Source organism: Cupriavidus sp. C2SS-8b, assembly GCF_057073745.1.
Window position 1 is genome coordinate 1,066,951 of the sequence record NZ_CP172716.1, and the last position, 26,406, is coordinate 1,093,356.

26 protein-coding genes and 4 tRNA genes are annotated in these 26,406 nt (G+C 63.8%); 26 read left to right on the forward strand and 4 right to left on the reverse strand.

Annotated features, from left to right (window positions below):
- Positions 1-30 precede the first annotated feature (30 nt).
- From ACIGJB_RS04870 to nagZ, 19 genes are all read left to right on the forward strand, one after another.
- The gene (locus ACIGJB_RS04870; protein ID WP_483731643.1) at positions 31-1,011 is read left to right on the forward strand and encodes a beta-ketoacyl-ACP synthase III; all 981 of its coding nucleotides are present in this window, start codon (positions 31-33) and stop codon (positions 1,009-1,011) included.
- A 69-nt stretch (positions 1,012-1,080) separates the two neighbouring features.
- The gene (gene fabD, locus ACIGJB_RS04875; RefSeq protein ID WP_483731644.1) at positions 1,081-2,010 is read left to right on the forward strand and encodes an ACP S-malonyltransferase; all 930 of its coding nucleotides are present in this window, start codon (positions 1,081-1,083) and stop codon (positions 2,008-2,010) included.
- Positions 2,011-2,035: 25 nt separating this feature from the next.
- The gene (gene fabG, locus ACIGJB_RS04880; protein ID WP_483708649.1) at positions 2,036-2,785 is read left to right on the forward strand and encodes a 3-oxoacyl-ACP reductase FabG; all 750 of its coding nucleotides are present in this window, start codon (positions 2,036-2,038) and stop codon (positions 2,783-2,785) included.
- Positions 2,786-2,954: 169 nt separating this feature from the next.
- On the forward strand, positions 2,955-3,194 hold the full coding sequence (acpP, locus tag ACIGJB_RS04885; protein ID WP_008644813.1) for an acyl carrier protein: 240 nt from the start codon (positions 2,955-2,957) through the stop codon (positions 3,192-3,194).
- Between the two features lie 205 nt (positions 3,195-3,399).
- Positions 3,400-4,632 carry a beta-ketoacyl-ACP synthase II gene (gene fabF / locus ACIGJB_RS04890; protein ID WP_483708648.1) on the forward strand — a complete coding sequence of 411 codons (1,233 nt, stop codon included), beginning with the start codon at positions 3,400-3,402 and terminating at the stop codon, positions 4,630-4,632.
- A 625-nt stretch (positions 4,633-5,257) separates the two neighbouring features.
- Positions 5,258-5,857 carry an RNA polymerase sigma factor RpoE gene (rpoE, locus tag ACIGJB_RS04895; protein ID WP_483731645.1) on the forward strand — a complete coding sequence of 200 codons (600 nt, stop codon included), beginning with the start codon at positions 5,258-5,260 and terminating at the stop codon, positions 5,855-5,857.
- A gap of 110 nt (positions 5,858-5,967) precedes the next feature.
- Positions 5,968-6,600, forward strand: a complete 633-nt coding sequence (locus ACIGJB_RS04900) for a sigma-E factor negative regulatory protein (RefSeq protein ID WP_483731646.1) — start codon at positions 5,968-5,970, stop codon at positions 6,598-6,600.
- An 8-nt stretch (positions 6,601-6,608) separates the two neighbouring features.
- Entirely contained in the window at positions 6,609-7,682 is a 1,074-nt protein-coding gene (locus ACIGJB_RS04905) for a MucB/RseB C-terminal domain-containing protein (protein WP_483731647.1), read from the forward strand.
- Positions 7,683-7,802: 120 nt separating this feature from the next.
- Complete coding sequence (locus ACIGJB_RS04910) at positions 7,803-9,320, forward strand: DegQ family serine endoprotease (protein ID WP_483731648.1); 1,518 nt, start codon at positions 7,803-7,805, stop codon at positions 9,318-9,320.
- 9 nt (positions 9,321-9,329) lie between these two features.
- The gene (locus ACIGJB_RS04915; protein WP_483731649.1) at positions 9,330-9,584 is read left to right on the forward strand and encodes a glutaredoxin family protein; all 255 of its coding nucleotides are present in this window, start codon (positions 9,330-9,332) and stop codon (positions 9,582-9,584) included.
- 222 nt (positions 9,585-9,806) lie between these two features.
- Positions 9,807-11,600 (forward strand): translation elongation factor 4, encoded by a 1,794-nt coding sequence (lepA, locus tag ACIGJB_RS04920; RefSeq protein WP_483731650.1) that lies wholly within the window; start codon positions 9,807-9,809, stop codon positions 11,598-11,600.
- A 92-nt stretch (positions 11,601-11,692) separates the two neighbouring features.
- Complete coding sequence (gene lepB, locus ACIGJB_RS04925; RefSeq protein ID WP_483731651.1) at positions 11,693-12,592, forward strand: signal peptidase I; 900 nt, start codon at positions 11,693-11,695, stop codon at positions 12,590-12,592.
- Between the two features lie 48 nt (positions 12,593-12,640).
- On the forward strand, positions 12,641-13,078 hold the full coding sequence (locus ACIGJB_RS04930; protein WP_483731652.1) for a DUF4845 domain-containing protein: 438 nt from the start codon (positions 12,641-12,643) through the stop codon (positions 13,076-13,078).
- 1 nt (position 13,079) lies between these two features.
- Positions 13,080-13,850, forward strand: coding sequence for a ribonuclease III (rnc, locus tag ACIGJB_RS04935; protein ID WP_483708638.1), 771 nt, complete (start codon positions 13,080-13,082; stop codon positions 13,848-13,850).
- The gene (gene era / locus ACIGJB_RS04940; RefSeq protein ID WP_483731653.1) at positions 13,847-14,782 is read left to right on the forward strand and encodes a GTPase Era; all 936 of its coding nucleotides are present in this window, start codon (positions 13,847-13,849) and stop codon (positions 14,780-14,782) included. Before rnc ends, era begins: the two co-directional genes overlap by 4 nt.
- Before the next feature lie 5 nt (positions 14,783-14,787).
- Positions 14,788-15,663 (forward strand): DNA repair protein RecO, encoded by an 876-nt coding sequence (recO, locus tag ACIGJB_RS04945; RefSeq protein ID WP_483731654.1) that lies wholly within the window; start codon positions 14,788-14,790, stop codon positions 15,661-15,663.
- 37 nt (positions 15,664-15,700) lie between these two features.
- Positions 15,701-16,483, forward strand: a complete 783-nt coding sequence (gene pdxJ, locus ACIGJB_RS04950) for a pyridoxine 5'-phosphate synthase (protein WP_483731655.1) — start codon at positions 15,701-15,703, stop codon at positions 16,481-16,483.
- Positions 16,480-16,902 (forward strand): holo-ACP synthase, encoded by a 423-nt coding sequence (gene acpS, locus ACIGJB_RS04955; RefSeq protein ID WP_483708634.1) that lies wholly within the window; start codon positions 16,480-16,482, stop codon positions 16,900-16,902. Before pdxJ ends, acpS begins: the two co-directional genes overlap by 4 nt.
- A gap of 15 nt (positions 16,903-16,917) precedes the next feature.
- A complete protein-coding gene (gene nagZ / locus ACIGJB_RS04960; RefSeq protein WP_483731656.1) occupies positions 16,918-17,967 on the forward strand; it encodes a beta-N-acetylhexosaminidase in 1,050 nt (349 codons plus the stop codon).
- Between the two features lie 99 nt (positions 17,968-18,066).
- On the opposite strand, the gene efp is transcribed toward nagZ, so the two are convergent.
- Both efp and earP read right to left on the reverse strand, forming a co-directional pair.
- Positions 18,067-18,627: an elongation factor P gene (gene efp / locus ACIGJB_RS04965; protein WP_483731657.1), complete on the reverse strand. Its 561-nt coding sequence runs from the start codon at positions 18,625-18,627 to the stop codon at positions 18,067-18,069.
- Between the two features lie 242 nt (positions 18,628-18,869).
- On the reverse strand, positions 18,870-20,033 hold the full coding sequence (earP, locus tag ACIGJB_RS04970) for an elongation factor P maturation arginine rhamnosyltransferase EarP (protein ID WP_483731658.1): 1,164 nt from the start codon (positions 20,031-20,033) through the stop codon (positions 18,870-18,872).
- Positions 20,034-20,163: 130 nt separating this feature from the next.
- Here earP and uvrC point away from each other — a divergent pair, with 130 nt between their 5' ends.
- From uvrC to ACIGJB_RS04995, 5 genes are all read left to right on the forward strand, one after another.
- Entirely contained in the window at positions 20,164-22,164 is a 2,001-nt protein-coding gene (gene uvrC / locus ACIGJB_RS04975) for an excinuclease ABC subunit UvrC (protein WP_483731659.1), read from the forward strand.
- Between the two features lie 98 nt (positions 22,165-22,262).
- A complete protein-coding gene (gene pgsA, locus ACIGJB_RS04980; RefSeq protein WP_483731660.1) occupies positions 22,263-22,862 on the forward strand; it encodes a CDP-diacylglycerol--glycerol-3-phosphate 3-phosphatidyltransferase in 600 nt (199 codons plus the stop codon).
- A 168-nt stretch (positions 22,863-23,030) separates the two neighbouring features.
- Positions 23,031-23,106 (forward strand) — tRNA-Gly (locus ACIGJB_RS04985).
- A 65-nt stretch (positions 23,107-23,171) separates the two neighbouring features.
- Positions 23,172-23,247: transfer RNA gene (locus tag ACIGJB_RS04990), tRNA-Gly, on the forward strand.
- 93 nt (positions 23,248-23,340) lie between these two features.
- Positions 23,341-23,414, forward strand: a tRNA-Cys gene (locus ACIGJB_RS04995).
- 58 nt (positions 23,415-23,472) lie between these two features.
- On the opposite strand, the gene ACIGJB_RS05000 is transcribed toward ACIGJB_RS04995, so the two are convergent.
- A complete protein-coding gene (locus ACIGJB_RS05000) occupies positions 23,473-24,384 on the reverse strand; it encodes a LysR family transcriptional regulator (protein ID WP_483731661.1) in 912 nt (303 codons plus the stop codon).
- A gap of 94 nt (positions 24,385-24,478) precedes the next feature.
- On the opposite strand from ACIGJB_RS05000, the gene ACIGJB_RS05005 reads away from it, so the two are divergent.
- Positions 24,479-25,564: a YeiH family protein gene (locus ACIGJB_RS05005; protein WP_483731662.1), complete on the forward strand. Its 1,086-nt coding sequence runs from the start codon at positions 24,479-24,481 to the stop codon at positions 25,562-25,564.
- A 44-nt stretch (positions 25,565-25,608) separates the two neighbouring features.
- On the opposite strand, the gene ACIGJB_RS05010 is transcribed toward ACIGJB_RS05005, so the two are convergent.
- A tRNA-Leu gene (locus ACIGJB_RS05010) sits at positions 25,609-25,695 on the reverse strand.
- 197 nt (positions 25,696-25,892) lie between these two features.
- Between ACIGJB_RS05010 and ACIGJB_RS05015 the strand changes: the two genes are divergently transcribed.
- Positions 25,893-26,216: a hypothetical protein gene (locus ACIGJB_RS05015; protein ID WP_483731663.1), complete on the forward strand. Its 324-nt coding sequence runs from the start codon at positions 25,893-25,895 to the stop codon at positions 26,214-26,216.
- Positions 26,217-26,406: the final 190 nt, after the last annotated feature.

Below are 26,406 nucleotides of genomic sequence, written 5' to 3' on the forward strand. Positions count from 1 at the left end.
TGCCATACGGACAAATCGATCCGACACTACATGACCAAGTACGCAAAAATCATCGGTACCGGGAGCTACCTGCCCCCGCGGCGCGTGACCAACCATGATCTGGCGGCGCAGCTGGCCGAAAAGGGCATCGAGACCAGCGACGAGTGGATCTTCTCGCGCAGCGGCATCTCGGCCCGGCATTGGGCCGAGCCTGAGGTGGCAAGCAGCGATCTGGCCGTCAAGGCCGCCGAAAAGGCGATCGAGGCGGCTGGCATTGACCGCCAGAGCATCGACCTGATTATCGTCGCGACGTCGACGCCGGACTTCGTGTTCCCGAGCACGGCGTGCATCGTCCAGAACAAGCTTGGCATCAACAACCAGTGCGCGGCATTCGACCTGCAGGCCGTGTGTTCGGGCTTCGTGTATGCGCTGGCCACGGCCGACAAGTTCATCCGCAGCGGCTCGCATCGCAATGTGCTGGTAATCGGTGCGGAAGTGTTCTCGCGGATTCTCGACTTCAACGACCGCACCACTTGCGTGCTGTTCGGCGATGGTGCGGGCGCGGTCGTGCTGACGGCCTCCGACGAGCCGGGCATCCTGTCGACGGCGATGCACTCGGACGGCAGCCATGTGGATATCCTGTGCGTGCCAGGCAACGTCGCTGGCGGCGCGATCATCGGGAATCCCTTGCTCCATATGGACGGCCAGGCGGTGTTCAAGCTCGCCGTGAACGTACTGGACAAAGTGGCGCGCGAGGCGATGGCCGCAGCGGAGATTCAACCCGAGCAGGTCGACTGGCTGATTCCCCACCAGGCCAATATCCGCATCATGCAGGGCACCGCGCGCAAGCTTGGCCTGCCTGCCGATCGCATGGTGGCTGTCGTGCACGAGCACGGCAATACCTCGGCCGCTTCGATTCCGCTGGCGCTCGACGCCGCTGTGCTCGACGGCCGTATCCGCCCGGGTCATACCGTGCTGCTGGAAGGCGTGGGTGGCGGCTTCACCTGGGGCGCTGCGCTGCTTCGCATGTAATGACAGCCGGCGCGGCAGGCAAGGTCGGCCGCGCGGCTACAGGTATTCAATTTCTGGGATAGCACTCCGATGAAATTTGCTTTCGTATTTCCCGGCCAGGGCTCGCAATCGGTCGGCATGCTCAATGCGTTCGCCGACAACGCCGTGGTGCGCGCGACCCTGGAGGAAGCGTCGACGGCGCTGGGCCAGGATATCGGCCGCATGATCGCCGAAGGCCCGGCTGAAGAACTGAACCTGACCACGAACACGCAGCCGGTCATGCTGACCGCGGCCGTGGCGATCTACCGCGCCTGGCTCGACGCTGGCGGCCCGGTGCCTGCCTTGGTTGCGGGTCACAGCCTGGGCGAGTACTCGGCACTGGTGGCAGCTGGCGTGATTCCGTTTGCCGACGCCGTACCGCTGGTGCGCTTCCGCGCACAGGCCATGCAAGAGGCCGTGCCGGTCGGCGAAGGTGGCATGGCCGCAATCCTGGGGCTGTCGGATGATGACGTCCGCGCGGCTTGCGCAGAGGCATCGGCCGCAGGCGTGGTGGAGGCGGTGAATTTCAACGCGCCGCTGCAAGTCGTGATTGCTGGCAGCAAGGCGGGCGTCGAGAAGGCATGCGAAGTGGCCAAGGCCAAGGGCGCCAAGCGCGCGCTGCCGTTGCCCGTGTCGGCACCGTTCCATTCGTCGCTGCTCAAGCCGGCATCGGACCGCCTGCGCGAACGCATGGCCGGACTGACGTTCTCGGCGCCGGCGATTCCGCTGGTCAACAACGTCGATGTCGCCATCGTCAACGATCCGGACGCGATCAAGGACGCGCTGGTGCGCCAGGCCGCTGCGCCGGTGCGCTGGGTGGAATGCGTGCAAAAGATGGCCGCGGAAGGCGTTACGCACGTGATCGAATGCGGCCCCGGCAAGGTGCTGGCTGGCATGACCAAGCGCATCGACGGCAACCTGGTGGGCGGCGCGATCTTCGATCCCGCCTCGCTACAGGAAACCCTGGCGCTGCTGAAGTAAGCGCCTGCAAGAAAGGACAAAGCGAATGACCAAACTTCTCGATAACCAGGTCGCGCTGGTCACTGGCGCTTCGCGTGGCATTGGCCGCGCCATTGCGCTGGAACTGGCCCGCCAGGGCGCCACGGTGATCGGTACCGCCACCAGCGAATCGGGCGCTGCCGGCATCACCGAATACCTCGGCGCGCAAGGGCTGAAGGGCAAGGGCGCGGTGCTGAACGTGAATGACGCGGCCGCCTGCGACGCCCTGATCGACGAGATCGTGAAGGGCCACGGTGGTATCGGCGTGCTGGTCAACAATGCCGGCATCACGCAGGACCAGCTGGCCATGCGCATGAAGGACGAGGACTGGCTGGCGGTCATCCAGACCAACCTGACCTCGGTTTTCCGCCTGTCGCGTGCAGTGCTGCGTCCGATGATGAAAGCCCGCCAGGGTCGCATCATCAACATCACGTCGGTGGTCGGCTCGGTGGGCAATCCGGGCCAGATGAACTACTCGGCTGCCAAGGCGGGCGTGGCAGGGATGACCCGCTCCCTGGCCGCCGAAATCGGCAGCCGCAACGTGACCGTCAATTGCGTCGCGCCGGGCTTTATCGACACCGACATGACCAAGGCGCTGTCCGAAGAGCAGCATGCTTCGCTCAAGCAGCAGATCCCGCTTGGCCGTCTGGGTCAGCCGGAAGATATTGCCAATGCGGTGGCCTTCCTGGCCGGTCCGCAGGCTGCCTACATCACCGGCACGACGTTGCATGTGAACGGCGGCATGTACATGAATTAAAAGGTTTTTGGGTGGCTGTTTCGGAGAAGAAGCCGGAAGAAGCTGCCTGAAGTAGTAGTTTTCCGAACCAATCGGGTGCGATTCTTGCAAAGCTTGGCGGGCGGCATTTCTGACGCCCCAAACCTGCTAAAATGCGCCCACTTTTTGTCGAACTTCCCTGGAGGGTTACATGGACAATATCGAACAACGCGTCAAGAAAATCGTTGCAGAACAGCTTGGCGTGGCCGAGGCAGACATCAAGAACGAATCCTCGTTCGTGAACGATCTCGGTGCGGACTCGCTGGACACGGTTGAACTCGTGATGGCGTTGGAAGATGAATTCGGCATGGAAATTCCTGATGAGGAAGCCGAGAAGATCACGACCGTGCAGCAGGCAATCGACTACGCCACCGCGCACGTCAAGGCCTAAGCCAGTCGTATCTGAATTCCGAGCCACAGAAGGCGGGTGGGCGCACCGTTGCGGTAGCGCCTTGCTGTTTTCTGTGGCTTTCGTCTGTTCGAAGACGCAGAATCAAGTCTCATGCCGCGTGGACCTGACCGGCCGGTTAACCCTGCCAGTCGCGGAACGCGGTGATGTGTCCCGATCCTGCATCACGCACCCGTAGGAAATCATAGTGAGCCGTCGTCGCGTCGTTGTCACTGGGCTTGGCCTTGTGTCTCCGGTCGGAAACACGGTTGCCGAAGGCTGGGCCACCCTGGTTGCCGGCAAGTCTGGCATCGCCACCGTCACCAAATTCGATCATTCCGCGCTTTCCGTGCACTTTGCCGGGGAAGTGAAGGGCTTCAATGCCGAGGATTACATCCCCGCGAAGGAAGCCCGCAATATGGATACCTTCATCCACTTTGGCATCGCGGCCGGCGCCCAGGCGCTGAAGGACAGCGGGCTCGAAGTGACCGATGCCAACGCCGAGCGCATCGGCGTGCTGGTGGGTTCGGGCATTGGCGGCTTGCCGATGATCGAGGACACGCATGCCACGCTGACCGAGCGTGGACCGCGCCGTATCTCGCCGTTCTTCGTGCCGGGCTCGATCATCAACATGATCTCGGGTCACCTGTCGATCATGCATGGCCTGAAGGGTCCGAACCTTGCTGCCGTGACGGCGTGCACCACCGGCCTGCACAGCATCGGCCTGGCCGCCCGCCTGATTCAGGCTGGCGACGCCGATGCGATGCTGGCTGGCGGCGCTGAATCGACCGTGTCGCCGCTGGGCATTGGCGGTTTCGCTGCTGCGCGTGCCCTGTCGACACGCAATGATGATCCGGCCGCCGCTTCGCGCCCGTGGGACAAGGACCGCGACGGCTTCGTGCTGGGCGAGGGTGCCGGCGTCATGATGCTGGAAGAGTACGAATCGGCGAAGGCGCGCGGTGCGCGCATCTATGCCGAACTCGTGGGCTTCGGCATGAGCGGCGACGCATTCCACATGACCGCGCCGAACATGGACGGTCCGCGCCGCTGCATGGTCAATGCGCTCCGCGATGCCGGCATCAATGCCGACCAGGTGCAGTACCTGAATGCGCACGGCACGTCTACGCCGCTGGGCGACAAGAACGAGTCCGACGCCGTCAAGGCGGCCTTCGGCGACCATGCCTACAAGATGGTGGTGAATTCGACCAAGTCGATGACCGGCCATTTGCTGGGCGGTGCCGGTGGCCTGGAATCGGTCTTCACTGTGCTGGCGTTGCATCACCAGGTGTCGCCGCCGACCATCAACATCGATAACCAGGATCCGGAATGCGACCTGGATTACGTGGCCAACACGGCGCGTGACATGAAGATCGATGTGGCCGTGAAGAACAACTTCGGCTTCGGCGGTACCAACGGCACGCTGGTTTTCCGTCGCGCCTGATTCGGTGTCACGGAAGCGCCTCGCCGACCCTCGTCGCGGCGGGCTCACTCTATTGCAGTGGGCCCTGCTCGTGTTCTGGTCCGGCGAGGTCGTTGCCCTGGGCCTGCTGGCCCGGATGTACCTGAGCGCGGCAACGTCCCAAGGAACGGCGAGCAGCGCCTTCCCCTTCCTGATTTGTGTCGCGTGGCTTGGCATGGCCGGAATGCTGGTTCGGACAGCGCGCGACTGGTGGTCATGGGCCGGCCAGTCTTGCTCCGCAGTCCTGTCTTCGCCCCAGCGCCATGGCATGCCTCGCGTCGTGCTGCGCCACCCGGGTACCGGAAGCGAAATCGCAGTGGTGACGGGCCACTGGAACGTTGGCGGCATTCTTCTATTGAGTCTTGCGCAAGGCCCCAACAAGCGCCGTGGAATGCTGGTGTTCCCGTTCCAGGCGCGTTCCCCGCGCGTGGTGCGCGCAGCAAGGCTCGCGATCGCGGTTGCACGAGAGGTGCAACCGGTGCCAGATAATGGGGAACGTTATTGTTAGGCAGCGGTCACAGAGCACCGGACTATCGGTGGTTCGTAGGTAAAATACAACGTTCGTCGTGACGACCAAACCAAGAGATACACTGCAGGTGAGCCATACGTGAGCGAACGCGAAGCCGATCAGCTCCTAGTTGAACGCGTCCAGCAGGGCGACAAGCGGGCCTTTGAGCTGCTGGTGGCGAAGTACCACCGAAAGATCATCCGTCTGATTTCGCGCCTGGTGAGAGATCCCGCGGAAGTCGAGGACGTGGCTCAGGATGCCTTTATCAAGGCATACCGTGCCTTGCCCCAGTTCCGCGGGGAATCGGCCTTCTACACATGGCTGTACCGGATCGCCGTCAACACGGCCAAGAACTACCTGGCCACGCAGAGCAGGCGGCCCGAGGCGTCCAGCGACATCGATGCAGAAGAGGCTGAAACTTTTGCGGATGGTGAGCAACTAAGGGATATCAATACGCCGGAGTCGATGCTTCACACGCGTCAGGTTGCCGAAACGGTCAACCGTGCGATGGAGGCGCTACCGGAAGAATTGCGTACCGCCATCACCTTGCGCGAGATCGAAGGCCTCAGCTATGAGGAAATCGCCGAGGCGATGGGTTGCCCGATCGGGACGGTGCGGTCGCGCATTTTCCGTGCGCGCGAGGCGATTGCCGAGAGATTGCGCCCGCTGCTGGGAACGGCAGAGGGCAAGCGATGGTAGTGATAAGAATGTCGTGCGGCCAGCGTTGCAGCCAGTTCCTGCATCGATAAGCGACAGAAAGTGACGGGATTATCGGTGTTCAATGGAATTGGAATGTCTTGGGGTGGGAAATGGGTCAGGCTCATAAGCAGTCGGTTCATGTAGTGGAAGCGGCGGAGCAGATCTCCGTCTTGATGGATGGCGAACTGTCGCCGCACGAGGTCGATGCCGTGGTGGCGCTCGCCAAGAGCGAAGCCGGCATGGCGGACTGGTCGATGTTCCAGATGATCGGCGATACGCTGCGCTCCGAAGAACTGAGCCACGCGGGCCCGACCGGCGATTTTCTCGCCCGCTTCTCCTCGCGCCTCGAGGACGAGCCTCATGTGCTGGTGCCGGCTGTGGCCCAGGCCGCGGGCATGCGTCAGCGCTTGCTGGTACGTCCGTCCTGGGTGCGGCGGGTCATGCCCGGCACGGCCATCGCCGCAGCGGTGGCGGCCGTGAGTTGGGTCGTGGTGCCGCAAATGCGCGGGCCGGCCGACCTGGGCACGCCTGACGCCGTGGTCGCGCGAGCGGACCAGCCGGTGGCAGCCAAGCCCGGCAACCTCGTTACCGTCGCAGCCGATAGCGCCCAGATGATCCGCGATCCGCGGCTGGACGAGTACCTGCGCGCCCATCGCAGCTCGGTAGCAACGGAGGCGTTCGTGCCCACCATGCGAGCGGTCGCCAACGGCGCCAATTTCTCTCAGGACAATTCGCAGGAATAATGCCGGACATGCACAAAGGATGGTCGCCCGCCGGCGTAGCGGGCGCACCGAGAACGAGGGCCCTGCGCAGGTCCTTTTTTCTCGCCTTGTGTCTGAGCGCGGCGGCGGCAACGGCCCAGCCCTCGGACAATTCGCTGAACCGGCGTGATGCCTCCGCCTGGCTCAGCAAGATCCATCGCGCAGCACAGCGCGAGAACTATGTCGGCACGCTGATCTACCAGCGCGGCAGCGTGATGCATGCCTCGAAGATCCAGCACTACAGCGACCTCGTGCACAACGAGTATGAGCGCCTGGAAACGCTGGACGGCAAGCCGCGCGAAGTGCTGCGGCAGAATGATGTCGTCCACAGCCTGATTCCCGAAGCCAAGCTCGTGGTAGTCGAGAAGCAGGAAGCCAAGGACCGCTTCCCGGCGCTGCTGGCCACCAACAAGAGCGATGTGCTCGATCTGTACGACATGCGCAAGCTGCCCGGCGAGCGTGTGGCCGGGGTGGAATGCGAGGTATTTTCGCTGGAGCCGCACGACGCGGCGCGCTATGCCGTACGCCTCTGGGCCGAAAAGAACTCCGGCTTGCTGATGCGGGCTCAGACCATTGGCGATGGCGGCAAGGTGCTGGAGCAGGTGGCCTTTTCGCAGGTCGACATTGGCGTGCCCTCGGACAAACAACGCATCCTCGGGGCGATCAAGAGCTCCAGTTCCTGGAATCACTACGAGGTCACCTATCAGCCGACCAACGTTGCGGATGAAGGCTGGAACATCGCCGTGCCGCTGAAGGGATTCCAGAAGATTCGTGAAGTGCGCCGCCCGCTGGGTGAGCTGCGCGCGCCTGCTCAGGGCCGCGGGCAGGTGTTCGAGGTGCTTCAGGTGGTGTACAGCGACGGGCTGACCGGACTGTCGGTGTTCATCGAACCCGTGTCCGAGCAGCGTGTGCGCCGTGAAGGCGTCGCTTCGCTGGGCGCCACGCAGGTCGTGGTGCGCCGCATTGCCGACTACTGGATTACAGTGGTGGGCGAAGTTCCCGCCAGCACGGTGCGGCAGTTCGCGTCGGCCGTGGAATATCGCCCTCCCAAGGCGTTACACTGAGCGCGTAGAAGTGGCGAATGCGGGGTCTGCCAGGCCCCGTATCCGCGCGCCGTCCGCGGGCGCTTCCTGCATCTTGTCCCAGCCGGTACCTCATCATTTGCTGAATCCCGGGAGTTGTCGATGACGTTCAGATCCCCAGCCCTGGCACGTGCCATGGTCATGGCTGCCATGTTGATTCTCGGTCCGGCGATTGCCGAAGTGGGTCACGCCCAGGCCGCGGCTTCCAACTACAACCTGCCCGATTTCACCGACCTGGTGGAGAAAGCCAGTCCCGCCGTCGTCAACATCCGGACCACGGAGCGCGTGCGCTCGCGCGGCGGTCCGGGCAGTGAAGACGACGACATGGCTGAGTTCTTCCGCCGCTTCTTCGGTGTGCCGATGCCGGGGGCGCCGACGCCGGGCGCGCCGGCGCCGGGTGCGCCGAGGCGCGGCCAGCCGCCACAGGGCCAGCCGCCGCAGGGCGAGGAACAGAGCCGCGGTGTCGGTTCAGGCTTCATCATCAGCCAGGATGGCTACGTGATGACCAATGCCCACGTGGTGGCCGATGCGGAAACCATCTATGTCACGCTGCCCGACAAGCGCGAGTTCAAGGGCAAGCTGATCGGCGCGGATAAGCGCACGGACGTGGCGCTGCTCAAGATCGAGGCAACGGGGCTGCCGCGACTGACACTGGGCGATTCCGACAAGGTTCGCGCGGGCGAATGGGTGCTGGCGATTGGTTCGCCGTTCGGCCTCGACAACAGCGTGACGGCTGGCATCGTCTCCGCCAAGGGGCGCGATACCGGTGACTACCTGCCGTTCATCCAGACCGACGTGGCCGTGAATCCCGGCAACTCTGGCGGACCGCTGATCAATTTGCGCGGCGAGGTCATCGGCATCAACTCGCAGATCTACAGCCGCAGCGGTGGCTACATGGGCATTTCGTTCGCGATTCCGATCGACGAAGCGATGCGCGTCACCGAGCAGTTGAAGACCTCGGGGCGTGTCACGCGCGGTCGCATTGCCGTGGCGATCGGCGATGTAACGAAGGAAGTGGCGGATTCGCTCGGCCTCGGCCGTGCGCGCGGCGCGCTGGTTGGCAGCGTTGAGCCGGGTGGTCCGGCCGAGAAGGCCGGGATCGAACCGGGCGACATCATCCTGAAGTTCAACGGCAGGGAGATCGAAAAAGCGTCCGACCTGCCGCGCATGGTCGGCGATACCAAGCCCGGCACGAAAGTACCGTTGCAGTTGTGGCGCAAGGGTGCAACCCGCGACGTATCGATTACCGTGACGGAGTTGGAGCCCGAAACGCGAGCGAAGGCCCGCAGCACGCCGTCGGCCAAGGACGAGGCCACTGCGCAAGCCGCCAAGCCCAACGCGCTTGGGCTGATCGTCAATGACATTCCGGATGCCCGCCTGAAGGAGCTGAAGGTGAAGTCGGGCGTGGAGGTCGAAGTCGCGGACGGTCCCGCCATGCGTGCCGGCATTCGTCCTGGCGACATCATCCTGCGGCTGGGCGATACCGATGTGACCGGCGCTCGCCAGTTCAACGATCTGGTCAAGGGGCTGGACAAGAACCGCATTGCCGCCGTGTTCGTGCGACGTGGTGATGCGACCCAGGTCCTGACGCTGCGCCCTGGTGCCACTGCCGCCCGCTGACCATACGACATGCGCCAGCTCACGTTGTACGGCAGGGCCTATTGCCATTTGTGCACGGATATGCGGGACGCGCTGGAGCCATTCCGGCGCGAATTTCCGTTCATCCTCCACGAGGTGGACGTGGATGACGATCCGGAACTGGAGTCCCGTTTTGGCGAGCGCGTGCCCGTGCTGGTCGCAACAGGGCCGGAAGGACCCTGCGAGCTTTGCCACTACTTCCTCGACGCCGCCGCCGTCCGCACGTGGCTCGGGGCCGAGGTATAGGCTGCAATCAGCACATCCGGACGTGCACAAGAGCCTGGCGATTCGCCCATTCGTGGCCCGGAAGTCATTGAAAATCCGGTAAAATTCCAGTTTGGCGCAAAATCAGCGCCCCAAGACCCGCGGCCTTCCGACGCGGGCGTTCCCAAGGGGGGCGCCCGCGCTTGGCCGTTCACGAATCCGCTGCCGCCGGGGCGAAGACGCCGGCGCTTGCCTGAAGATTAGATGGACCATATCCGTAATTTCTCGATCATCGCCCATATCGACCATGGGAAATCCACCCTGGCCGACCGGATCATTCAGCTGTGCGGGGGGCTGTCCGATCGCGAAATGGAGGCCCAGGTCCTCGACTCGATGGACATCGAGAAGGAACGCGGCATCACCATCAAGGCGCAGACGGCCGCGCTGAGCTACAAGGCGCGCGATGGCAAGGTCTATAACCTGAACCTGATCGACACCCCGGGGCACGTCGACTTCAGCTACGAAGTGAGCCGTTCGCTGTCGGCCTGCGAAGGCGCGCTGCTGGTGGTCGACGCTTCGCAGGGTGTCGAGGCGCAAACCGTGGCCAACTGCTACACCGCGATCGAGCTCGGCGTGGAAGTGGTGCCAGTGCTGAACAAGATCGACCTGCCGCAGGCCGATCCGGCCAACGCCATCCAGGAAATCGAAGACGTCATCGGCATCGACGCGCAGGACGCCACGCCGTGCTCGGCCAAGACCGGCCAGGGCGTGCAAGACGTGATCGAGGCGCTGATCGCCAAGGTGCCGCCGCCCGAAGGCGATGCGAGCGCACCGTTGCAAGCGCTGATCATCGACTCGTGGTTCGACAACTATGTAGGCGTGGTCATGCTGGTGCGCGTCGTCAATGGCACGTTGCGCCCGAAGGACAAGGTGCTGCTGATGGCCACCGGGGCCCAGCATCTGGTCGAGCAGGTTGGCGTGTTCTCGCCGAAGTCCGTGCAGCGTGAAGCCCTGACTGCGGGCGAAGTGGGCTTCGTCATTGCCGGCATCAAGGAGCTGAAGGCCGCCAAGGTCGGCGACACCATCACGACCGTGGCGCGCAAGGCCGCGGCGCCGCTGCCGGGCTTCAAGGAAGTCAAGCCGCAGGTGTTCGCCGGCCTGTATCCGGTCGAAGCCAACCAGTATGAGGCGCTGCGCGAATCGCTCGAGAAGCTGCGCCTGAACGACGCCTCGCTGATGTTCGAGCCGGAAGTGTCGCAGGCGCTGGGCTTCGGTTTCCGCTGCGGCTTCCTTGGCCTGCTGCATATGGAAATCGTGCAGGAGCGCCTCGAGCGCGAATTCGACATGGACCTCATCACCACGGCGCCGACTGTGGTGTACCAGGTGCAGATGCGCGACGGCACCACGGTGACGGTGGAGAACCCGGCCAAGATGCCCGACCCGAGCCGGATCGAGGCCATCCTGGAGCCGATCGTCACGGTCAACCTGTACATGCCGCAGGAGTATGTCGGCTCGGTGATCACGCTGTGCACGCAGAAGCGCGGCACGCAGATCAATATGAGCTACCACGGCAAGCAGGTGCAGCTGACCTACGAGATCCCGATGGCGGAAATCGTGATGGATTTCTTCGACCGCCTGAAGTCGGTGTCGCGCGGCTACGCCTCGATGGATTACGAGTTCAAGGAATACCGCCCGTCCGACGTGGTCAAGGTCGATATCCTGATCAACAGCGACAAGGTCGATGCGCTGTCGGTCATTGTGCACCGCTCGAATTCGCAATACCGTGGCCGCGAAGTGGCCGCGAAAATGCGCGAGATCATTCCGCGCCAGATGTACGACGTGGCGATCCAGGCGGCAATCGGCTCGAACATCATTGCGCGCGAAAACGTCAAGGCGCTGCGCAAGAACGTGCTGGCCAAGTGCTATGGCGGCGATATCTCGCGCAAGAAGAAGCTGCTCGAAAAGCAGAAGGCCGGCAAGAAACGCATGAAGCAGGTTGGCACCGTCGAGATTCCGCAGGAGGCGTTCCTGGCCATCCTGCAGGTTGACGACAAGTAAGCGGCTGCGCACGCAGGAACGGGACCGCGGCGCAGAGGGCGCGGCGGCATAAGAAGAAGCTGTAGCAGGACATCCAAGAACCAGAAGCCGTCATGAATTTTGCACTGATCCTTTTTGTGCTGGTGGTGATCACGGGTATCGCGTGGATCGCGGACAAGCTTGTGTTTGAGCGGCAGCGGCGCGCATCGGCGCGCCTGGCGCTGGCCGAGTTCGATTCGCACCAGTCCGACCTGCAGGGCCGCTTCGGCTCGGGCGATATCGACTCGACACGCAAGCGCCTGGCTGAGGAAAAGCTGCGCCAGCCGTGGTGGCTCGAGTATTCGGCCAGCTTCTTCCCGGTCATCCTGGCGGTATTCGTGCTGCGTTCCTTCGTGGTCGAGCCGTTCAAGATTCCGTCCGGCTCGATGATTCCCACGCTGCTGATCGGTGACTTCATCCTGGTCAACAAGTACGACTATGGCATTCGCCTGCCGGTGGTGAACAAGAAGGTCATGGACATTGGCGAGCCGCAGCGCGGCGATGTCATGGTGTTCCGCTATCCGAAAGACCCGTCGCTCGATTACATCAAGCGCGTGATCGGTCTGCCGGGCGATGAGGTTCAATATTCGAACAAGCACCTGACCATCAACGGCAAGCCGGCCGACTACACGCCGCTGCCCGATTATCTGGATGAGGAGCGCTTGTCCTATTCCAAGCATTTCACGGAAAAGCTGCCCGGTGGCGTGGAGCACGGCATCCTGAACGATGCGGACCGACCCGCGTTTGTTGCCGGCGCGGATCCGGATTTCCCGTTCCGGGAAAACTGCACTTACAATCAGCAGGGTGTGACCTGCAAGGTGCCTGCAGGTCACTATTTCGTCATGGGTGACAATCGCGACAACAGCCTGGATTCCCGCTATTGGGGTTTCGTGCCGGACGAGAATATCGTTGGCAAGGCGTTTGTGATCTGGATGAATCTCGGTAATTTCGGACGCGTCGGGGCCTTCAAATAACACACCCGCGCGGCGCAGGAACGCTCAACCAGAAGAGGGGAAGCGCAAATGGGTCAGATGGGTCAAATGGGCCAGATGGGGCAGATGGGGCAAAGAGGCCGGGCCGGCAATGTTGGCCGGGAGCGGGCCAGCCTGGGCCGACGGCGGACGGAGGGGTTTTCCCTCTGGACACTGCTGGTCGTGGTCTTTTTCGTGATCGGCGTCGCGTTGCCGGCACTCCGGGCGATACCGAGCCTGACGGAGTATTTCTCCGTCAAGCGGGCCGCCAGTTACGCGAAGCAGAAGGCCACCAACAAGCGGGAAGTGGTCGAGTATTTTGATAAACAGGCAACCATCGACCGGATTGCCGCGGTGCGGGGGGAAGACCTCCAGATCCGCGAAGACGAGAACGGAAGGATCCAGTCGGTCGATTTTGCCTACCGGACCGAAGTTCCCGTCTACGGTCCACTGAGTCTACTGATTAGCTATTCGGGAACGCAGCACTGATATGAACCTCGACGCCTTGCAGCAACGTCTCGGCTACCGATTCAGCAAGCCTGAGTTGCTGCAGCAGGCGCTGACGCACCGCAGCCACAGCGCCCAGCACAACGAACGCCTGGAATTCCTGGGGGATTCGGTGCTGAACTGCGCCGTGGCGGACATGCTGTTCGGCATGTTCAGCAAGCTGGATGAAGGCGACCTGTCGCGCGTGCGCGCCAACCTGGTCAAGCAGCAGGCGTTGTACGAGATCGCCCAGATGCTGCAGCTCTCCGACGCGCTGCGCCTGGGCGAGGGCGAATTGAAGAGCGGCGGTTTCCGGCGTCCTTCGATTCTGGCCGATGCGCTCGAAGCCATCGTCGGCGCCGTGTTCCTCGATGCAGGCTTCGAGGCCGCGCGCGCGCTGATCCGCAAGCTGTATATCCCCATCCTGGAGCAGGTGGACCCCCGCACGCTGGGAAAGGACGCCAAGACGCTGCTCCAGGAATACCTGCAAGGCCACAAGATCGCCTTGCCGCAATATAACGTAATCGCCACGCATGGCGCCGCGCACAGCCAGCAGTTTGAAGTCGAGTGCATGGTGCCTAAACTGGAAGTCCGGGTGTTCGGCACCGGCGCCTCGCGCCGGGCGGCGGAGCAGGCGGCGGCCAAGCTGGCGCTCGATGAAGTCCAGAAGCTGGTGCCGCAGCTGCTCAAGCGCAGCCGGGCCGAGCGCACGGGCAAGACGCGCAAGCAGCCGGTGCCACCGGACCCACAGTTGTCTCTCAGGTTGAAGGAATGACCGAATCGAACCGTCCGCAGCAGCCCGCTGCGGATACCCCAGCCAAGGCGTTCCGCTGCGGCACCGTGGCCATTGTCGGCCGCCCCAATGTCGGCAAGTCCACGCTGATGAATGCGCTGGTCGGCCAGAAGATCAGCATCACGTCGCGCAAGGCGCAGACCACGCGCCACCGGCTCGTCGGCATCCAGACCACCGACGACGCGCAGTATGTCTTCGTCGACACGCCCGGATTCCAGACGCGTCACGCCAGCGCCCTGAACCGCTCGCTCAATCGCGCGGTCACTTCCACGCTGTCGTCGGTGGACCTGGTGCTGTTCGTGGTCGAAGCCGGTTACTACGGCGCCGATGACGAAAAGGTGCTGGCCCTGCTGCCCAAGAACACGCCCGTGCTGCTGGTCACGAACAAGCTCGACCGCATCACCGACGACCGTGCCGGGGTGATGATGCCCTTCCTGGAAAAGATGGGGCAGCTGTTTCCGTTCCGCGAAGTGGTGCCGATGTCGGCCAAGACGCGCGACCACATTGCGCGCCTGTTCGAGATCATCCGGCCCTACCTTCCGGAAGGCGAGCCGATGTACGACGCCGATGCGATGACCGATCGCAGCGAGCGCTTCCTCGCCTCAGAGATCATCCGCGAGAAGGTGTTCCGCTGGACTGGCGACGAGCTGCCGTACACGAGCACCGTCATCATCGATAAGTTCGAGACGGAAGGGCGCCTGCGCCGCGTGTTTGCCACCATCCTGGTCGAGCGCGACGCGCACAAGGCCATGATCATCGGCAACAAGGGCAGCAAGCTCAAGCAGATTTCCACCGAGGCGCGCCTCGATATGGAAAAGCTCTTCGACGGCAAGGTCTACCTGGAAATGTGGATCAAGGTGAAGAGCGGCTGGGCCGACAACGAAGCCGGACTGCGCGCCTACGGCTACGAGTGAGCAAAATGCCTGACTTCGCGCGCGGGCCGGGCAAGGTCCGCCGCGCCGATCCGGTCGTGGATGAAGCCGCCGAGCTGCTGGACAACCGGGCGCTGCCCGGCATGTCCGACGCCGCCGGCCGCGCCATGATGGATCGGGCGATGCGCATCGTTCCGGCGCGCAGCGAAGCGCGCGTGTCGGAGCAGCCTGGCTTTGTCCTGCACGCCTGGCCGTATCGCGAAACCAGCCTGATCCTCGATGTATTCACCCGCGACCACGGCCGGCTGTCGATGGTTGCCAAGGGCGCCAAGCGGCCGCATTCGTCGCTGCGCCCGGTGCTGCAGCACTTTCATCCGATCTCGCTGTCGTGGAGCGGACGTGGCGAGGTCAAGACGCTGACGCGCGCGGAATGGGTTGGCGGCATGCCGCCCCTGGCCGGCGACGCGCTGCTGTCCGCGTTCTACCTCAATGAACTGCTGATGCGGTTCTGTCCGCGCGAGGACGGCCATCCCGCCTTGTTCCGCCACTACATGGCTACGCTCACGCGCCTTGCCTATGGGGAGCCGGCCGGGCTGGTGCTGCGCAGCTTCGAGCGCGTGCTGCTGCAGGAAACGGGCTTCGCCGTGGCCTTCGACCAGTGCCTGAGCACCGGCGAGCGCGTGCAGCCCGGACTCGACTATGTCTACCAGCCCGAGCGCGGCGTGCGCAGGGCTCAGCCAAGCGACCCGTCGTCGTGGCCCGTGGTGTCGGGCCAGACCTTGCTCGACATGTCGGAGGATGATTACGGGCGCGCGCAGACCGCACTGCAAAGCCGCGCGCTGATGCGCTTCCTTCTGCATTATTATCTGCAGGGTGCGCCGCTCAAGACGCGGCAGATCCTGATCGACCTGCACTACCTTTGACCCGCCGGGCTACCGGCCCACTGCTGATTCCGCAAGCATGATCTTCCACGCAAATCCGGGCGTCATCGACCTTGGCGTCAATATCGACCACGTTGCCACGCTGCGCAATGCGCGCGGCACGGTGTATCCCGATCCGATCCAGGCCGCGCTGCAGGCCGAGGAGGCCGGCGCGGACCTGATCACGCTGCACCTGCGCGAAGACCGCCGCCATATCCGCGACGCCGATGTGCGCGCGCTGCGCCCGCTACTGACCACGCGCATGAATCTCGAATGCGCGATCACGCAGGAGATGCTCGACATCGCTTGCGAGATCCGTCCGCAGGACGTGTGCCTCGTGCCCGAACGGCGCGAAGAGGTGACCACCGAAGGCGGCCTCGATGTAGCGGGGCGTTTTGAACAGGTTAGCGCGGCATGCAGGCAACTCGCCTCGGCGGGTATCCGCGTGTCGCTGTTCATCGACGCCGATGCCGACCAGATTGCCGCGGCCGCTGCCTGTGGCGCGCCCGTGATCGAACTCCATACCGGCCGCTACGCCGACGCGCACACGCCTGACGAGCAGGCTATCGAATTGCGCCGCGTTGCCGATGGCGTCGATGCCGGCATCCGCCATGGCCTGGTCGTCAATGCGGGCCATGGCCTGCACTACACCAACGTGCAGCCGATTGCCGCGTTGCCGGGTATTAAGGAGCTGAACATCGGCCACGCGATTGTCGCGCATGCCGTGTTCGCCGGCTGGCAGAACGCCGTGCGCGAGATCAAGGCCATCATGGTGGCTGCGCGCCTGGGTACCCGCTATCCCGTTGCGGGCGGCCCGGCGTGATCTACGGCGTCGGCACCGATATTATCGAGATCGCGCGCGTGCAAGGCGTGATGGAACGCACGCGCGGCCGTTTCGCGGAGAAGGTGCTGGGGCCGGATGAACTGGTCAAGTACCACGCGCGCAAGGCGCGCTCCGAGCGGCGCGGCCTGGCTTTCCTGGCAACGCGCTTCGCCGCCAAGGAAGCCTTCTCCAAGGCGATCGGGCTCGGCATGCGCTGGCCGATGACCTGGCGCGCGATGGAACTGATGAACCTGCCGTCGGGCGAGCCGACACCGGTATGCCATGGCGAGCTCGCCCAATGGATCCGGGAACGCGGCCTGACGATACGTGTCAGTGTCAGTGATGAACACGCCTATGCGGTTGCTTTTGCAATCGCCGAGCGGGGCGGCCATGCGGCCACTCCGGAAACTCCAGCCTAGCCTCGAACCTTATCCATGACCAAGAAGCTCTCCGGCAAACGGCCGGGACCGGTGGTGCTTGACGTTGTCGGCAAGCAGCTCGACGCCGAAGACGCGCGCCGCATTGCACATCCGCTGACCGGCGGCGTGATCCTGTTCGCGCGCAATTTCGAATCGCGCGCGCAACTGCTGGCGCTGACGCGCGCCATTCGCGCCATTCGCGACGACGTGCTGATCTGCATCGACCATGAAGGCGGCCGCGTGCAGCGCTGCAAGACCGACGGCTTCACGCACCTGCCTGCCATGGGCAAGCTGGGCGAGCTGTGGGACCGCGACGTGCTGGCCGCTACCAAGGCCGCGGTGGCTTGCGGCTACGTGCTGGCCGCTGAACTGCGCGCCTGCGATATCGACCTGAGCTTTACGCCGGTGCTGGACCTCGACTACGGCCGCAGCGCCGTGATAGGCGACCGCGCCTTCCACGCCGACCCGCGCGTGGTCACCATGCTGGCGGGGCACCTGAACCATGGCTTGTTGCTGGCCGGCATGAGCAACTGCGGCAAGCATTTTCCCGGCCACGGTTACGTGGAAGCGGACTCGCATGTCGCGATTCCCATGGACGAACGGCCGCTGGAAGAGATCCTCGGGCAGGACGCGCGCCCGTATGACTGGATGGGTTTGTCGCTGTCGTCCGTCATGCCGGCACACGTGATCTACCCGAAGGTCGATCCCAATCCGGCGGGCTTCTCGCCGTTCTGGCTGCAGGACATCCTGCGCGCTCAACTGGGCTTCGAGGGCGTCATCTTCAGCGACGACCTGAGCATGGAAGGGGCCAGCGTGGCCGGCAACGTCACGCAGGCCGCGCGCGCTGCGCTGGCTGCGGGCTGTGACATGGTGCTGATCTGCAACCACCCCGAGCGTGCCGACCAGTTGCTGGCCGAACTCGATAGCGGCATCGACAAGACTTCGCAGCGCCGCATCCGCAAGCTGTTCGCACGCCGAAAGCCGCTCGACTGGAACAAGCTGCAGCAGGAAGGCGAATATCGCGCCGCGCTGCGTTTGCTGAAGGACCACGAACTGATCGCGTGAGCGGGGTAGCCGCGTTGTTTGCGGCAGACAATAGAAAAGGCAGCGAGGCTGCCTTTTTTTGTTTCCGGCCCCTCCTGGTCGGCGGGGCGAGGTGTGCGCTTAGTTGGCGCGGCTGCGGTATTCGCCGGTACGGGTGTCGATTTCGATCTTGTCGCCGATGTTGCAGAACAGCGGCACTTGCAGTTCGAAGCCCGTGTTGATCTTGGCGCCCTTCAGCACCTTGCCCGACGAGGTGTCGCCCTTGACAGCCGGCTCGGTGTAGACGATTTCACGCACGAGCGTGGTCGGCATGTCGACCGAGATGGCCTTCTCGTTGTAGAACACCACTTCCACGGCCATGCCGTCTTCGAGGTAGTTCAGCGCATCGCCCATGCTGTCGCCCTCGACTTCGTACTGGTTGTAGTCGGCGTCCATGAACACGTACATCGGGTCGGCGAAGTACGAGTAGGTGCATTCGCGGCGCTCGAGCATCACGACTTCGAACTTGTCGTCGGCCTTGAACACCGACTCGCCCGGGGCTTCGGTGAGCAGGTTCTTGTACTTCATCTTGACCACGGCGGCGTTGCGGCCCGACTTGTTGTACTCGGCCTTCTGCACAACCATCGGGACGCCGTTCATCATGAACACGTTACCGACGCGGAGTTCCTGTGCGATTTTCATCTGAACTGTTTTCCTGAAAAAGAAAGTCTCGGAAATTGGTATGGCGAGGTGTGGCGCAGGCGCGGCCAGCAGGAAGCCCTGTCGCCTTGCCGCTTCTGGCGCCTGGTGGGCCCGTGCCCACGCGCGCTTGACCCCGTGCTCAGCGTTCGCTCAGGTCCCCGCGCCGCGGCGTGCGCATGGCAGCGCCGCCGTCTGGTCTGGGAGCCTTGGTTACCCGGCCCGGTCGCCATCAAATCAACCCGCTATTTTACCCGATTTTCACAGAACGCCACGAGATTTGCCGCCAGGTCACCCAAGCCGAGCAGGCGCGCCTGCCATTGGCGCGCGGCTTGCGCCAGCACGGGCAGCTTGCTGCGCAAGGCGGTCCAATCGGGTGCGTTGCCGTACGCATTCCAGGCGTGCCAGAAATCCGCCAGGGTCGTGGCCGCGGCGGCGTCCACGCCGCTGCGGCTGAACAGCGCGAGCCAGGCGTCGAGCTTGTCGCGGTGCGCGTCCTCATCCTGCGGGTAGATGTGCCACACCAGCGGCCGCGCCGCCCACTGCGCACGCACGAACGAGTCTTCGCCGCGCACAAAATTGAGGTCGCAGGCCCATAGCATTTCGTCGTAGTGCTCCTGCCGTACGAACGGCACGATGTTGACCTGCAGGTTGCCCCGTACCAGCGCCTTGCCCGGCGCTGCGCTTTCCCCTGACCACGCTGCAAGCTGATCGGCCGCCATGCCTTGTGGAATCAGGCACTGGATCGGCTCCGAGCCATCGCGCCATTGCTCCAGCAACGCGGGGAGCGCAGGGTTCTTGTACGAAAACAGGCTGACCTTGAGCGCGCTGCTATCGGGCGTCGCGCGCAGCCGGTGCCACAGGGCGGCCTTGGCGGCCGGTCCGGCCAGGAAGGTGTCCCGCTGTGCGCCCAGCATCGATTCGCGCAGCAAGCCGCCGGTCCCATGCTCGAAACCGGGGAAGAAGAAGTGCTTCGTCAACGGCAGTCGCGGATGCGGCGAAGGCATGCCGTGGTGCTCGCGCACCCAGGACTCCGCGCTCAGGTATTCAAGGTTGATCCATGCCGGGGCGTGCTCGCGTGCCACCATGCGGGCAAGGAAAACCTCCGGCAGGTCGCAGGCAAAGGCCTCGATGACGGCGTCGTGCACGGTAAGGTTGCCAAAGCGGGCGCGGTCATCGGCATCGCCTCCGGGGCGCCAGGTGCGGATTTCCACGCCGGACAGGCGCTGCTGCCGCGCTGCCGTGTCCAGCGCGGGCGCAAGCCGCGCAAAGCTCTGCAGGTCGTCGACCCAAAGGCGCACCGCATGGCCGTGTTCCTGCGCAAGCTGGCGCGCCAGCCGCCAGCAGACGCCGATATCGCCGAAATTGTCGATGACGGTGCAGAAGATGTCCCAGGAACGGATTGGCATGTCGGAGGTGGCAGGCAAGGCAGGGCGGGCGGGCAAAGCGAGGGAGGGCAGTGAATTGCTCTAAACTTCGGATTTTAGAGCCGTTGCCGCGAATCGCGAGCCGGCCACATCGAATTGGTCATCGTCCCCCATGTCCGACCCGCTTCCTGACGCTTCGGCCCTGCCGCCCGAAGCGGCACCGGCAGAACCCTTCGACCCCAAGCCCGTCATCGCCCGCCTGCCGGGCTTGCCCGGCGTGTATCGCTATATCGACAGCGCCGGCAATGTGCTTTATGTCGGCAAGGCGCGCGACCTGAAGAAGCGGGTATCGAGCTACTTCAACAAGACGCAGCTGTCGCCACGTATCGCCATGATGGTGGCCAGGATCGCGCGAATCGATACCACCGTGGTGCGTACCGAGGCCGAGGCCCTGCTGCTCGAGAACAACCTGATCAAGGCGCTGGCGCCGCGTTACAACATCCTGTTCCGCGACGACAAGTCCTATCCCTTCCTCAAGCTGACCGGCCATCGCTTTCCACGCATGGCCTACTACCGTGGCGCGACGGACCGCAAGCACCAGTACTTCGGTCCGTTCCCGAGTGCCTACGCCGTGCGCGAGAGCATGCAGATCCTGCAGAAGGTGTTCCAGCTGCGTACCTGTGAAGACACCGTCTTCAACAACCGAACGCGGCCTTGCCTACTGCACCAGATCCACCGGTGTACGGGACCGTGCGTGGGAGCCATCAACGAGGCGGACTACGCGCGTGACGTCGGCAATGCGGCGCGCTTCCTGCAAGGCCGCGAAACAGAGGTGCTGGAGGGGCTGCAATCGAAGATGGAAGAGCACTCTACCCGCCTGGAGTTCGAGCAGGCCGCAGCGGTGCGCGACCAGATCGCGGCGCTGTCGACCGTGCTCAAGCGGCAGGCGGTGGAAGAGGTCGGCCAGGCGCGGGACATCGACGTGCTGGCAGCGGTCGTGGAAGGCGGACGCGCGTGCGTCAACCTGGCCATGGTGCGCGGCGGCCGCCATCTTGGCGACAAGGCCTATTTCCCCGCGCATGCCGACGAGGCGGCAATGATTGTCGAGGACAGCGACGAGGCAGCAGGCGGCGCGGAAAGCGCGGAAGGCGAACCGGCACCGGCCGGGCCGCCAGGCGTGGAGCGCATTGCGGCGCGCGTGTTGTCGGCGTTCATGGCGCAGCACTACCTGGACCAGGCGGCGCCCCCGATCATCGTCGTCAGCCACGTCCCCGACGATGCCGCATTGCTGGACGCTCTGGCGCTTCATGCGGGGCGCAAGATCGCGCTGGTGCGCCAGCCGCAGGGCCAGCGCAAGGCCTGGCTGGAGATGGCGCAGCAGGGTGCGGCACTGGCGCTGGCGCGGCGGCTGGCGGAACAGGGCAGCCAGGAGGCGCGCACGCGTGCGCTCGCGGAGACGATCGGCATCGACCTGGAAGACCTGGCATTGCTGCGTGTGGAGTGCTTCGACATCAGCCACACCGCGGGCGAGGCCACGCAGGCGTCCTGCGTCGTGTTCCACCATCACGACATGCAGAACGGCGAATACCGCCGCTACAACATCCAGGACATCACGCCGGGCGATGACTACGCGGCCATGCGCCAGGTGCTGACGCGCCGGTATCAGAAGCTGGTCGAGCAGATGCAGGAGGAGGGTGGCCTGGATGCCGCCGGCGAGGCCTCGTCGCCGCTCCCACACGTGGTGCTTATCGACGGCGGCAAGGGGCAGGTCGAGGTGGCGCGCCAGGTGTTCGAGGAGCTGGGGCTCGATATCGGGCTGCTGGTGGGCGTTGCCAAGGGCGAGGGCCGCAAGGTCGGTCTTGAAACCCTGGTGTTCGCCGATGGCCGGCCATCGCTCGAACTCGGGCAGGGCAGTGCGGCGCTGATGCTGGTCGCGCAGATCCGCGACGAAGCGCACCGCTTTGCCATCACCGGTATGCGCGCGCGCCGGGCCAAGGCACGCACGACCTCGCGCCTGGAAGAGATCGAGGGCGTCGGGGCGCGCCGGCGGCAGAAGCTGCTGACCCGCTTTGGCGGCCTGCGTGGCGTGATGGCGGCCAGTATTGATGAACTGGCCAGTGTCGACGGCATTTCGCGCAGCCTTGCCGAGGAGATCTACCGCCAGCTTCATTGATGCTCCGCGCCCCGCGATTTACCCCGCCGGGCGTGCATTGACGCCGAAATCGGCGACAATCGCGGAATTCGTCATTGCCCCGTCGGTCTCCAAGCCCCATGCCCTTCAATATCCCGATCCTGCTGACCTGGTTACGCGTTGCCATGATTCCCCTCGTGGTGGGCGTGTACTACCTGCCGGAAGCATGGCTGCCGATGCACACGAAGAACGTCACCGCGGCGTCCTTCTTCATCATCGCCGCGGTCACGGACTGGCTGGATGGCTTCCTGGCGCGGCGCTGGAACCAGACCTCGGCATTCGGTGCGTTCCTGGATCCCGTCGCCGACAAGTTGATGGTCACCGCGGCACTACTGTCGCTGCTGGCGCTGGGCCGGGTGGCGGACCTGGTGGCCCTGGTCATCATCGGCCGCGAGATCACGATCTCCGCCTTGCGCGAGTGGATGGCGCAGATCGGCGCCTCCAAGAGCGTGGCGGTGAACTTCCTTGGCAAGCTGAAGACCACGGTGCAGATGATCGCAATCCCGATGCTGCTCTTCAGTGACCGGCTGTTCGGCATCGACGCGCAGGTGGTGGGCACCTGGATGATCTACGTGGCCGCGGTGCTGACGCTGTGGTCGATGTTCTATTACATGAAGCTGGCCTGGCCGCAGATCCGCGAGCGCGCCGGCGTTCTTGGTGAGGCGCGCACACAAAAATGATGCCGCGCGCAAAAAAGTGTTGACGAGCAGATCTATCCTTTGCAATAATCTTGTTCTCGCTGCTGACGACGCAAACGAAAGCGGCGAGATAAGCTGGTTTAACGCAAGAAGCTGTTATTTGCAGTCAATTGTGTGTTCGCCTTGATGGTGGGCGTGAAGCAGTGCAATGCGGGAGTAGCTCAGTTGGTAGAGCGCAACCTTGCCAAGGTTGAGGTCGAGAGTTCGAGACTCTTCTCCCGCTCCAGGTTAATTCCGGGTGCGGTAACAAGCGATGGCTTGTAGTCGGACTCGTAGTGGTAAAAGTTTTACGCGGGAGTAGCTCAGTTGGTAGAGCGCAACCTTGCCAAGGTTGAGGTCGAGAGTTCGAGACTCTTCTCCCGCTCCATCCCCAAAGGGAAGCAGCGCTTCCCTTTTTGTTTGGGTTGGTAGCCGCAGGCAGCATCAGTCGATGCGGATACAATTCAACAGCACGTCACCTGGCGGGGTGGCAGAGTGGTTATGCAGCGGCCTGCAAAGCCGTGTACGCCGGTTCGATTCCGACCTCCGCCTCCAGTTGAAAAAAAGCAGCGCCCGATGGGCGCTGTTTTTCGTTTGTGCGCCGCCTGATCGTCTACGCCTTCGCCCCGACCTGTTGAGCCTTGAACCGCAGATACTCGGTAAAGGCCAGCAATCCCCGCGTCGGAAATTTGTCCTGGTGCACCACCAATTGCAGTGGGCGGACAATGCGGGGCAGACCCTGCCGGACCGCTATCAGCGTGCCGCGCTCCAGTTCGTCGTGAACCACGTGCAGCGACAGGCAACTCACGCCGAAGCCACTCATCACCGCACGCTTGATCGCCTCGGCGTTGCCCAGCTCGAGCGCGAAGCGCAGCTCGCCCAGCAGGGGCATCAGTCTTTCTTCAATGATCTCACGGGTGCCGGAGCCGGGCTCGCGCACGATCCATTCGGCATCGCGCAGGCCATCAAGGGGCGCATTCGGCGCGGCAAGCGGATGGGATGGGCCAACCACTACGACCATCTCGTCATCGCACCACGGCATGCTGCGCAGTTCGCGTTCATGGCTCGCGCCTTCGACGAGCCCGATGTCGGCCTCGAACTGCATCACCGAGCGTAAGACGTCGCGCGTATTGCCGATGCGCAGATCCAGCTGGCACGGGCCGCCCTGCGAAGCGCGAAAGCCAGCCATCAGCGCCGGCAGGATATAGCTGCCGATCGTATTGCTGGCGGCAATGCGCAGCTGCACCCCAGTCTGTGTCGTGAACCGCTCAAGCTCCTGCGCCTGGTCGAGCAATGACAAGGCGCGCGGAAAGAACTGCCGACCGGTCTCGTTGATGCTGAGACGCCTTGCCACGCGGTCGAACAGTGGGCCGTCGAGCGCCCGCTCCAGCTCCGCCAGAGAGGCGCTGACGGCCGACTGGGACATTGAGAGGGCTTCCGAGGCCGCCACCGTGCTGCCGTGCTGAGCCACGGAGACGAAGACCTGGAGCTGGCGCAACGTCAGGCGAAGGGGGCGCTGGTCCATATCGACATTTCAGGTAATTCATACCGATATTACCCGTTTTGCAGATTGAGAGGGGGAAGGTACGCTCCATACACCTAATCAAACACCTGCCGCCATGTCATCCGTGTCCGCTACCAATTCCGCCCAGGCTGTTGCGCCAGCCGCCGTGCTGCCGTGGCATCAGCGTCTGCTGCCTTTGCTGCCCCTTGGGGGCGTGGCATGGCTCGCCATGGTTTTGGCCGACCATCCCGCCGTCTCGCGCTACGGCCTCAGCGCCCTTACGCTGGCCATGTTTGCCGGCATGATCGCCGCCAACACCATGCCCAAGCACTGGCTGCAACCGCTGGCGCCCGGCATGCAGATCGCGCGTCAGCACCTGCTGCGCCTGGGCGTGGCCCTGTATGGACTGCGACTGACCTTTGCCTCGATTGCCGCGCTCGGCCTGTCCGGCATCGTCGTGCCGCTCGCCATGCTGCTCGGCACGCTGCTGTTCGGCACCTTGATCGGTACGAAAGTATTCGGCCTGAGCCGCCGCGAAGCCATCCTGGTCAGCTCGGGTAGCGCCATCTGCGGCGCCGCCGCGGCAATCGCGGTGTCGTCCGTGGTGCGTACCGACGACAAGCAGACGGCCGTCGCGGTGGCCACGGTGGTGCTGTTCGGTACCGTCGGTATGCTGCTCTATCCGTACCTGTTCGAGCTGGTGACGGGCACCTACCACTGGAATGTCACCGAGCGCATGTTCGGCATCTTCACCGGCGCGACGCTGCATGAAGTCGCACAGGTGATTGCGGCGGGCAAGATGATCGGCGACACGACCGCGGACGCCGCCGTCGTGACCAAGATGGTGCGCGTGCTGGCACTCGGCCCGGTGCTGCTGGTGATGGCCTTGTGGCCGAGCAAGGATGCCAAGGCACAAGGCGGCGGTCCGCGCCTGAGCGGCCTGCTGAAGTCGGTGCCGTGGTTCGCGGTTGGCTTCGTCGCCGTGATGGCGGTGAATTCGGCGGGCGTCGTCCCGCAGGAATGGAAGGCCGGCCTGACTGCGCTGGACAACTGGATGCTGGCCTGCGCCATGCTGGCTATCGGCCTGCACACGCGGATCGGCGACCTGCTGCGCGCCGGGCGCAAGCCGCTTGCCCTGGCTGGCGTGATCTTTGTCTTCCTGATGGCCGGCGGCGCGGCGCTCTGCTACCTGATGGCCTGAGCGGAAGGGCGGGGATGAGGCGGCGGCCGCAGCCGGCCTGGGGCTGGTGCGGCCGACGGGACTCGAACCCGTAAGCCCGTAAGGGCGGCAGATTTTAAGTCTGCTGAGTCTACCAATTTCTCCACGGCCGCGCGGAAAGGCCAACATTGTGGTGGTTGCGCATCCGGGATGCAAGTGCGGGTTGCGAGCGCTCCTTCTCAAAGCCGGTTCTCCAGCAAAAGTGATCCGTCTGTTACGGCTCGTAACAATGTCGTGAGCACCGTTGCACTTGGAAATTTCCGAACTACTAAAATAGAGTCATCAGGAATCCGGGACAGAGAGGCGGGAAATGAAACGTTGGTGGCTCGCAGCATTCGGTATCGTCGCTGGCCTTGCGTCGGGTGCGGCAATGGCCCATGTGAGCGTTGGCGTTGCGATCGGTGTGCCTGGCGTGGTTGTCGGCGCGCCGGCTTACTATCCTCCGGCTCCGGTGTACTATCCGCCCGCTCCGCCGGTCGTGGTGGCGCCCGCTCCGGTGTACTACGCTCCGGCTCCGGTGTATTACGGTCCGCGATACTACGGTCCGGGTCCGCGTTACTACGGCCCGCGCTACTATGGCCCGCGTCCGTACTACGGCCCCCGTGGGTACCACGGTCATGGCCGTTGGCGCTGATAGCCAGCCCTCCAAGATCTTTGAAAGGAAGAGCCCCGATTCGGGGCTCTTTTATTTTGTCCGGTTCGCTCAAGACAAGTGGCAGGCCGCTCCTGGCAAGTTCCTTGTGTGGTTCATGTGATCAAATTTTCTGAACAGATCGCTCAAAGACTTGGGGATTTCACTATTAGGGTTTCCACCTAAACTGTAT

Coding starts and splice junctions, on each gene's coding strand:
- ACIGJB_RS04870 (WP_483731643.1), top strand. CDS start 31: ATGACCAAGTACGCAAAAATCATCGGTACCGGGAGCTACCTGCCCCCG.
- fabD (WP_483731644.1), top strand. CDS start 1,081: ATGAAATTTGCTTTCGTATTTCCCGGCCAGGGCTCGCAATCGGTCGGC.
- fabG (WP_483708649.1), top strand. CDS start 2,036: ATGACCAAACTTCTCGATAACCAGGTCGCGCTGGTCACTGGCGCTTCG.
- acpP (WP_008644813.1), top strand. CDS start 2,955: ATGGACAATATCGAACAACGCGTCAAGAAAATCGTTGCAGAACAGCTT.
- ACIGJB_RS04900 (WP_483731646.1), top strand. CDS start 5,968: ATGGGTCAGGCTCATAAGCAGTCGGTTCATGTAGTGGAAGCGGCGGAG.
- ACIGJB_RS04905 (WP_483731647.1), top strand. CDS start 6,609: ATGCACAAAGGATGGTCGCCCGCCGGCGTAGCGGGCGCACCGAGAACG.
- ACIGJB_RS04910 (WP_483731648.1), top strand. CDS start 7,803: ATGACGTTCAGATCCCCAGCCCTGGCACGTGCCATGGTCATGGCTGCC.
- ACIGJB_RS04915 (WP_483731649.1), top strand. CDS start 9,330: ATGCGCCAGCTCACGTTGTACGGCAGGGCCTATTGCCATTTGTGCACG.
- lepA (WP_483731650.1), top strand. CDS start 9,807: ATGGACCATATCCGTAATTTCTCGATCATCGCCCATATCGACCATGGG.
- lepB (WP_483731651.1), top strand. CDS start 11,693: ATGAATTTTGCACTGATCCTTTTTGTGCTGGTGGTGATCACGGGTATC.
- ACIGJB_RS04930 (WP_483731652.1), top strand. CDS start 12,641: ATGGGTCAGATGGGTCAAATGGGCCAGATGGGGCAGATGGGGCAAAGA.
- rnc (WP_483708638.1), top strand. CDS start 13,080: ATGAACCTCGACGCCTTGCAGCAACGTCTCGGCTACCGATTCAGCAAG.
- era (WP_483731653.1), top strand. CDS start 13,847: ATGACCGAATCGAACCGTCCGCAGCAGCCCGCTGCGGATACCCCAGCC.
- recO (WP_483731654.1), top strand. CDS start 14,788: ATGCCTGACTTCGCGCGCGGGCCGGGCAAGGTCCGCCGCGCCGATCCG.
- pdxJ (WP_483731655.1), top strand. CDS start 15,701: ATGATCTTCCACGCAAATCCGGGCGTCATCGACCTTGGCGTCAATATC.
- nagZ (WP_483731656.1), top strand. CDS start 16,918: ATGACCAAGAAGCTCTCCGGCAAACGGCCGGGACCGGTGGTGCTTGAC.
- efp (WP_483731657.1), bottom strand. CDS start 18,627: ATGAAAATCGCACAGGAACTCCGCGTCGGTAACGTGTTCATGATGAAC.
- earP (WP_483731658.1), bottom strand. CDS start 20,033: ATGCCAATCCGTTCCTGGGACATCTTCTGCACCGTCATCGACAATTTC.
- uvrC (WP_483731659.1), top strand. CDS start 20,164: ATGTCCGACCCGCTTCCTGACGCTTCGGCCCTGCCGCCCGAAGCGGCA.
- pgsA (WP_483731660.1), top strand. CDS start 22,263: ATGCCCTTCAATATCCCGATCCTGCTGACCTGGTTACGCGTTGCCATG.
- ACIGJB_RS05000 (WP_483731661.1), bottom strand. CDS start 24,384: ATGGACCAGCGCCCCCTTCGCCTGACGTTGCGCCAGCTCCAGGTCTTC.
- ACIGJB_RS05005 (WP_483731662.1), top strand. CDS start 24,479: ATGTCATCCGTGTCCGCTACCAATTCCGCCCAGGCTGTTGCGCCAGCC.
- ACIGJB_RS05015 (WP_483731663.1), top strand. CDS start 25,893: ATGAAACGTTGGTGGCTCGCAGCATTCGGTATCGTCGCTGGCCTTGCG.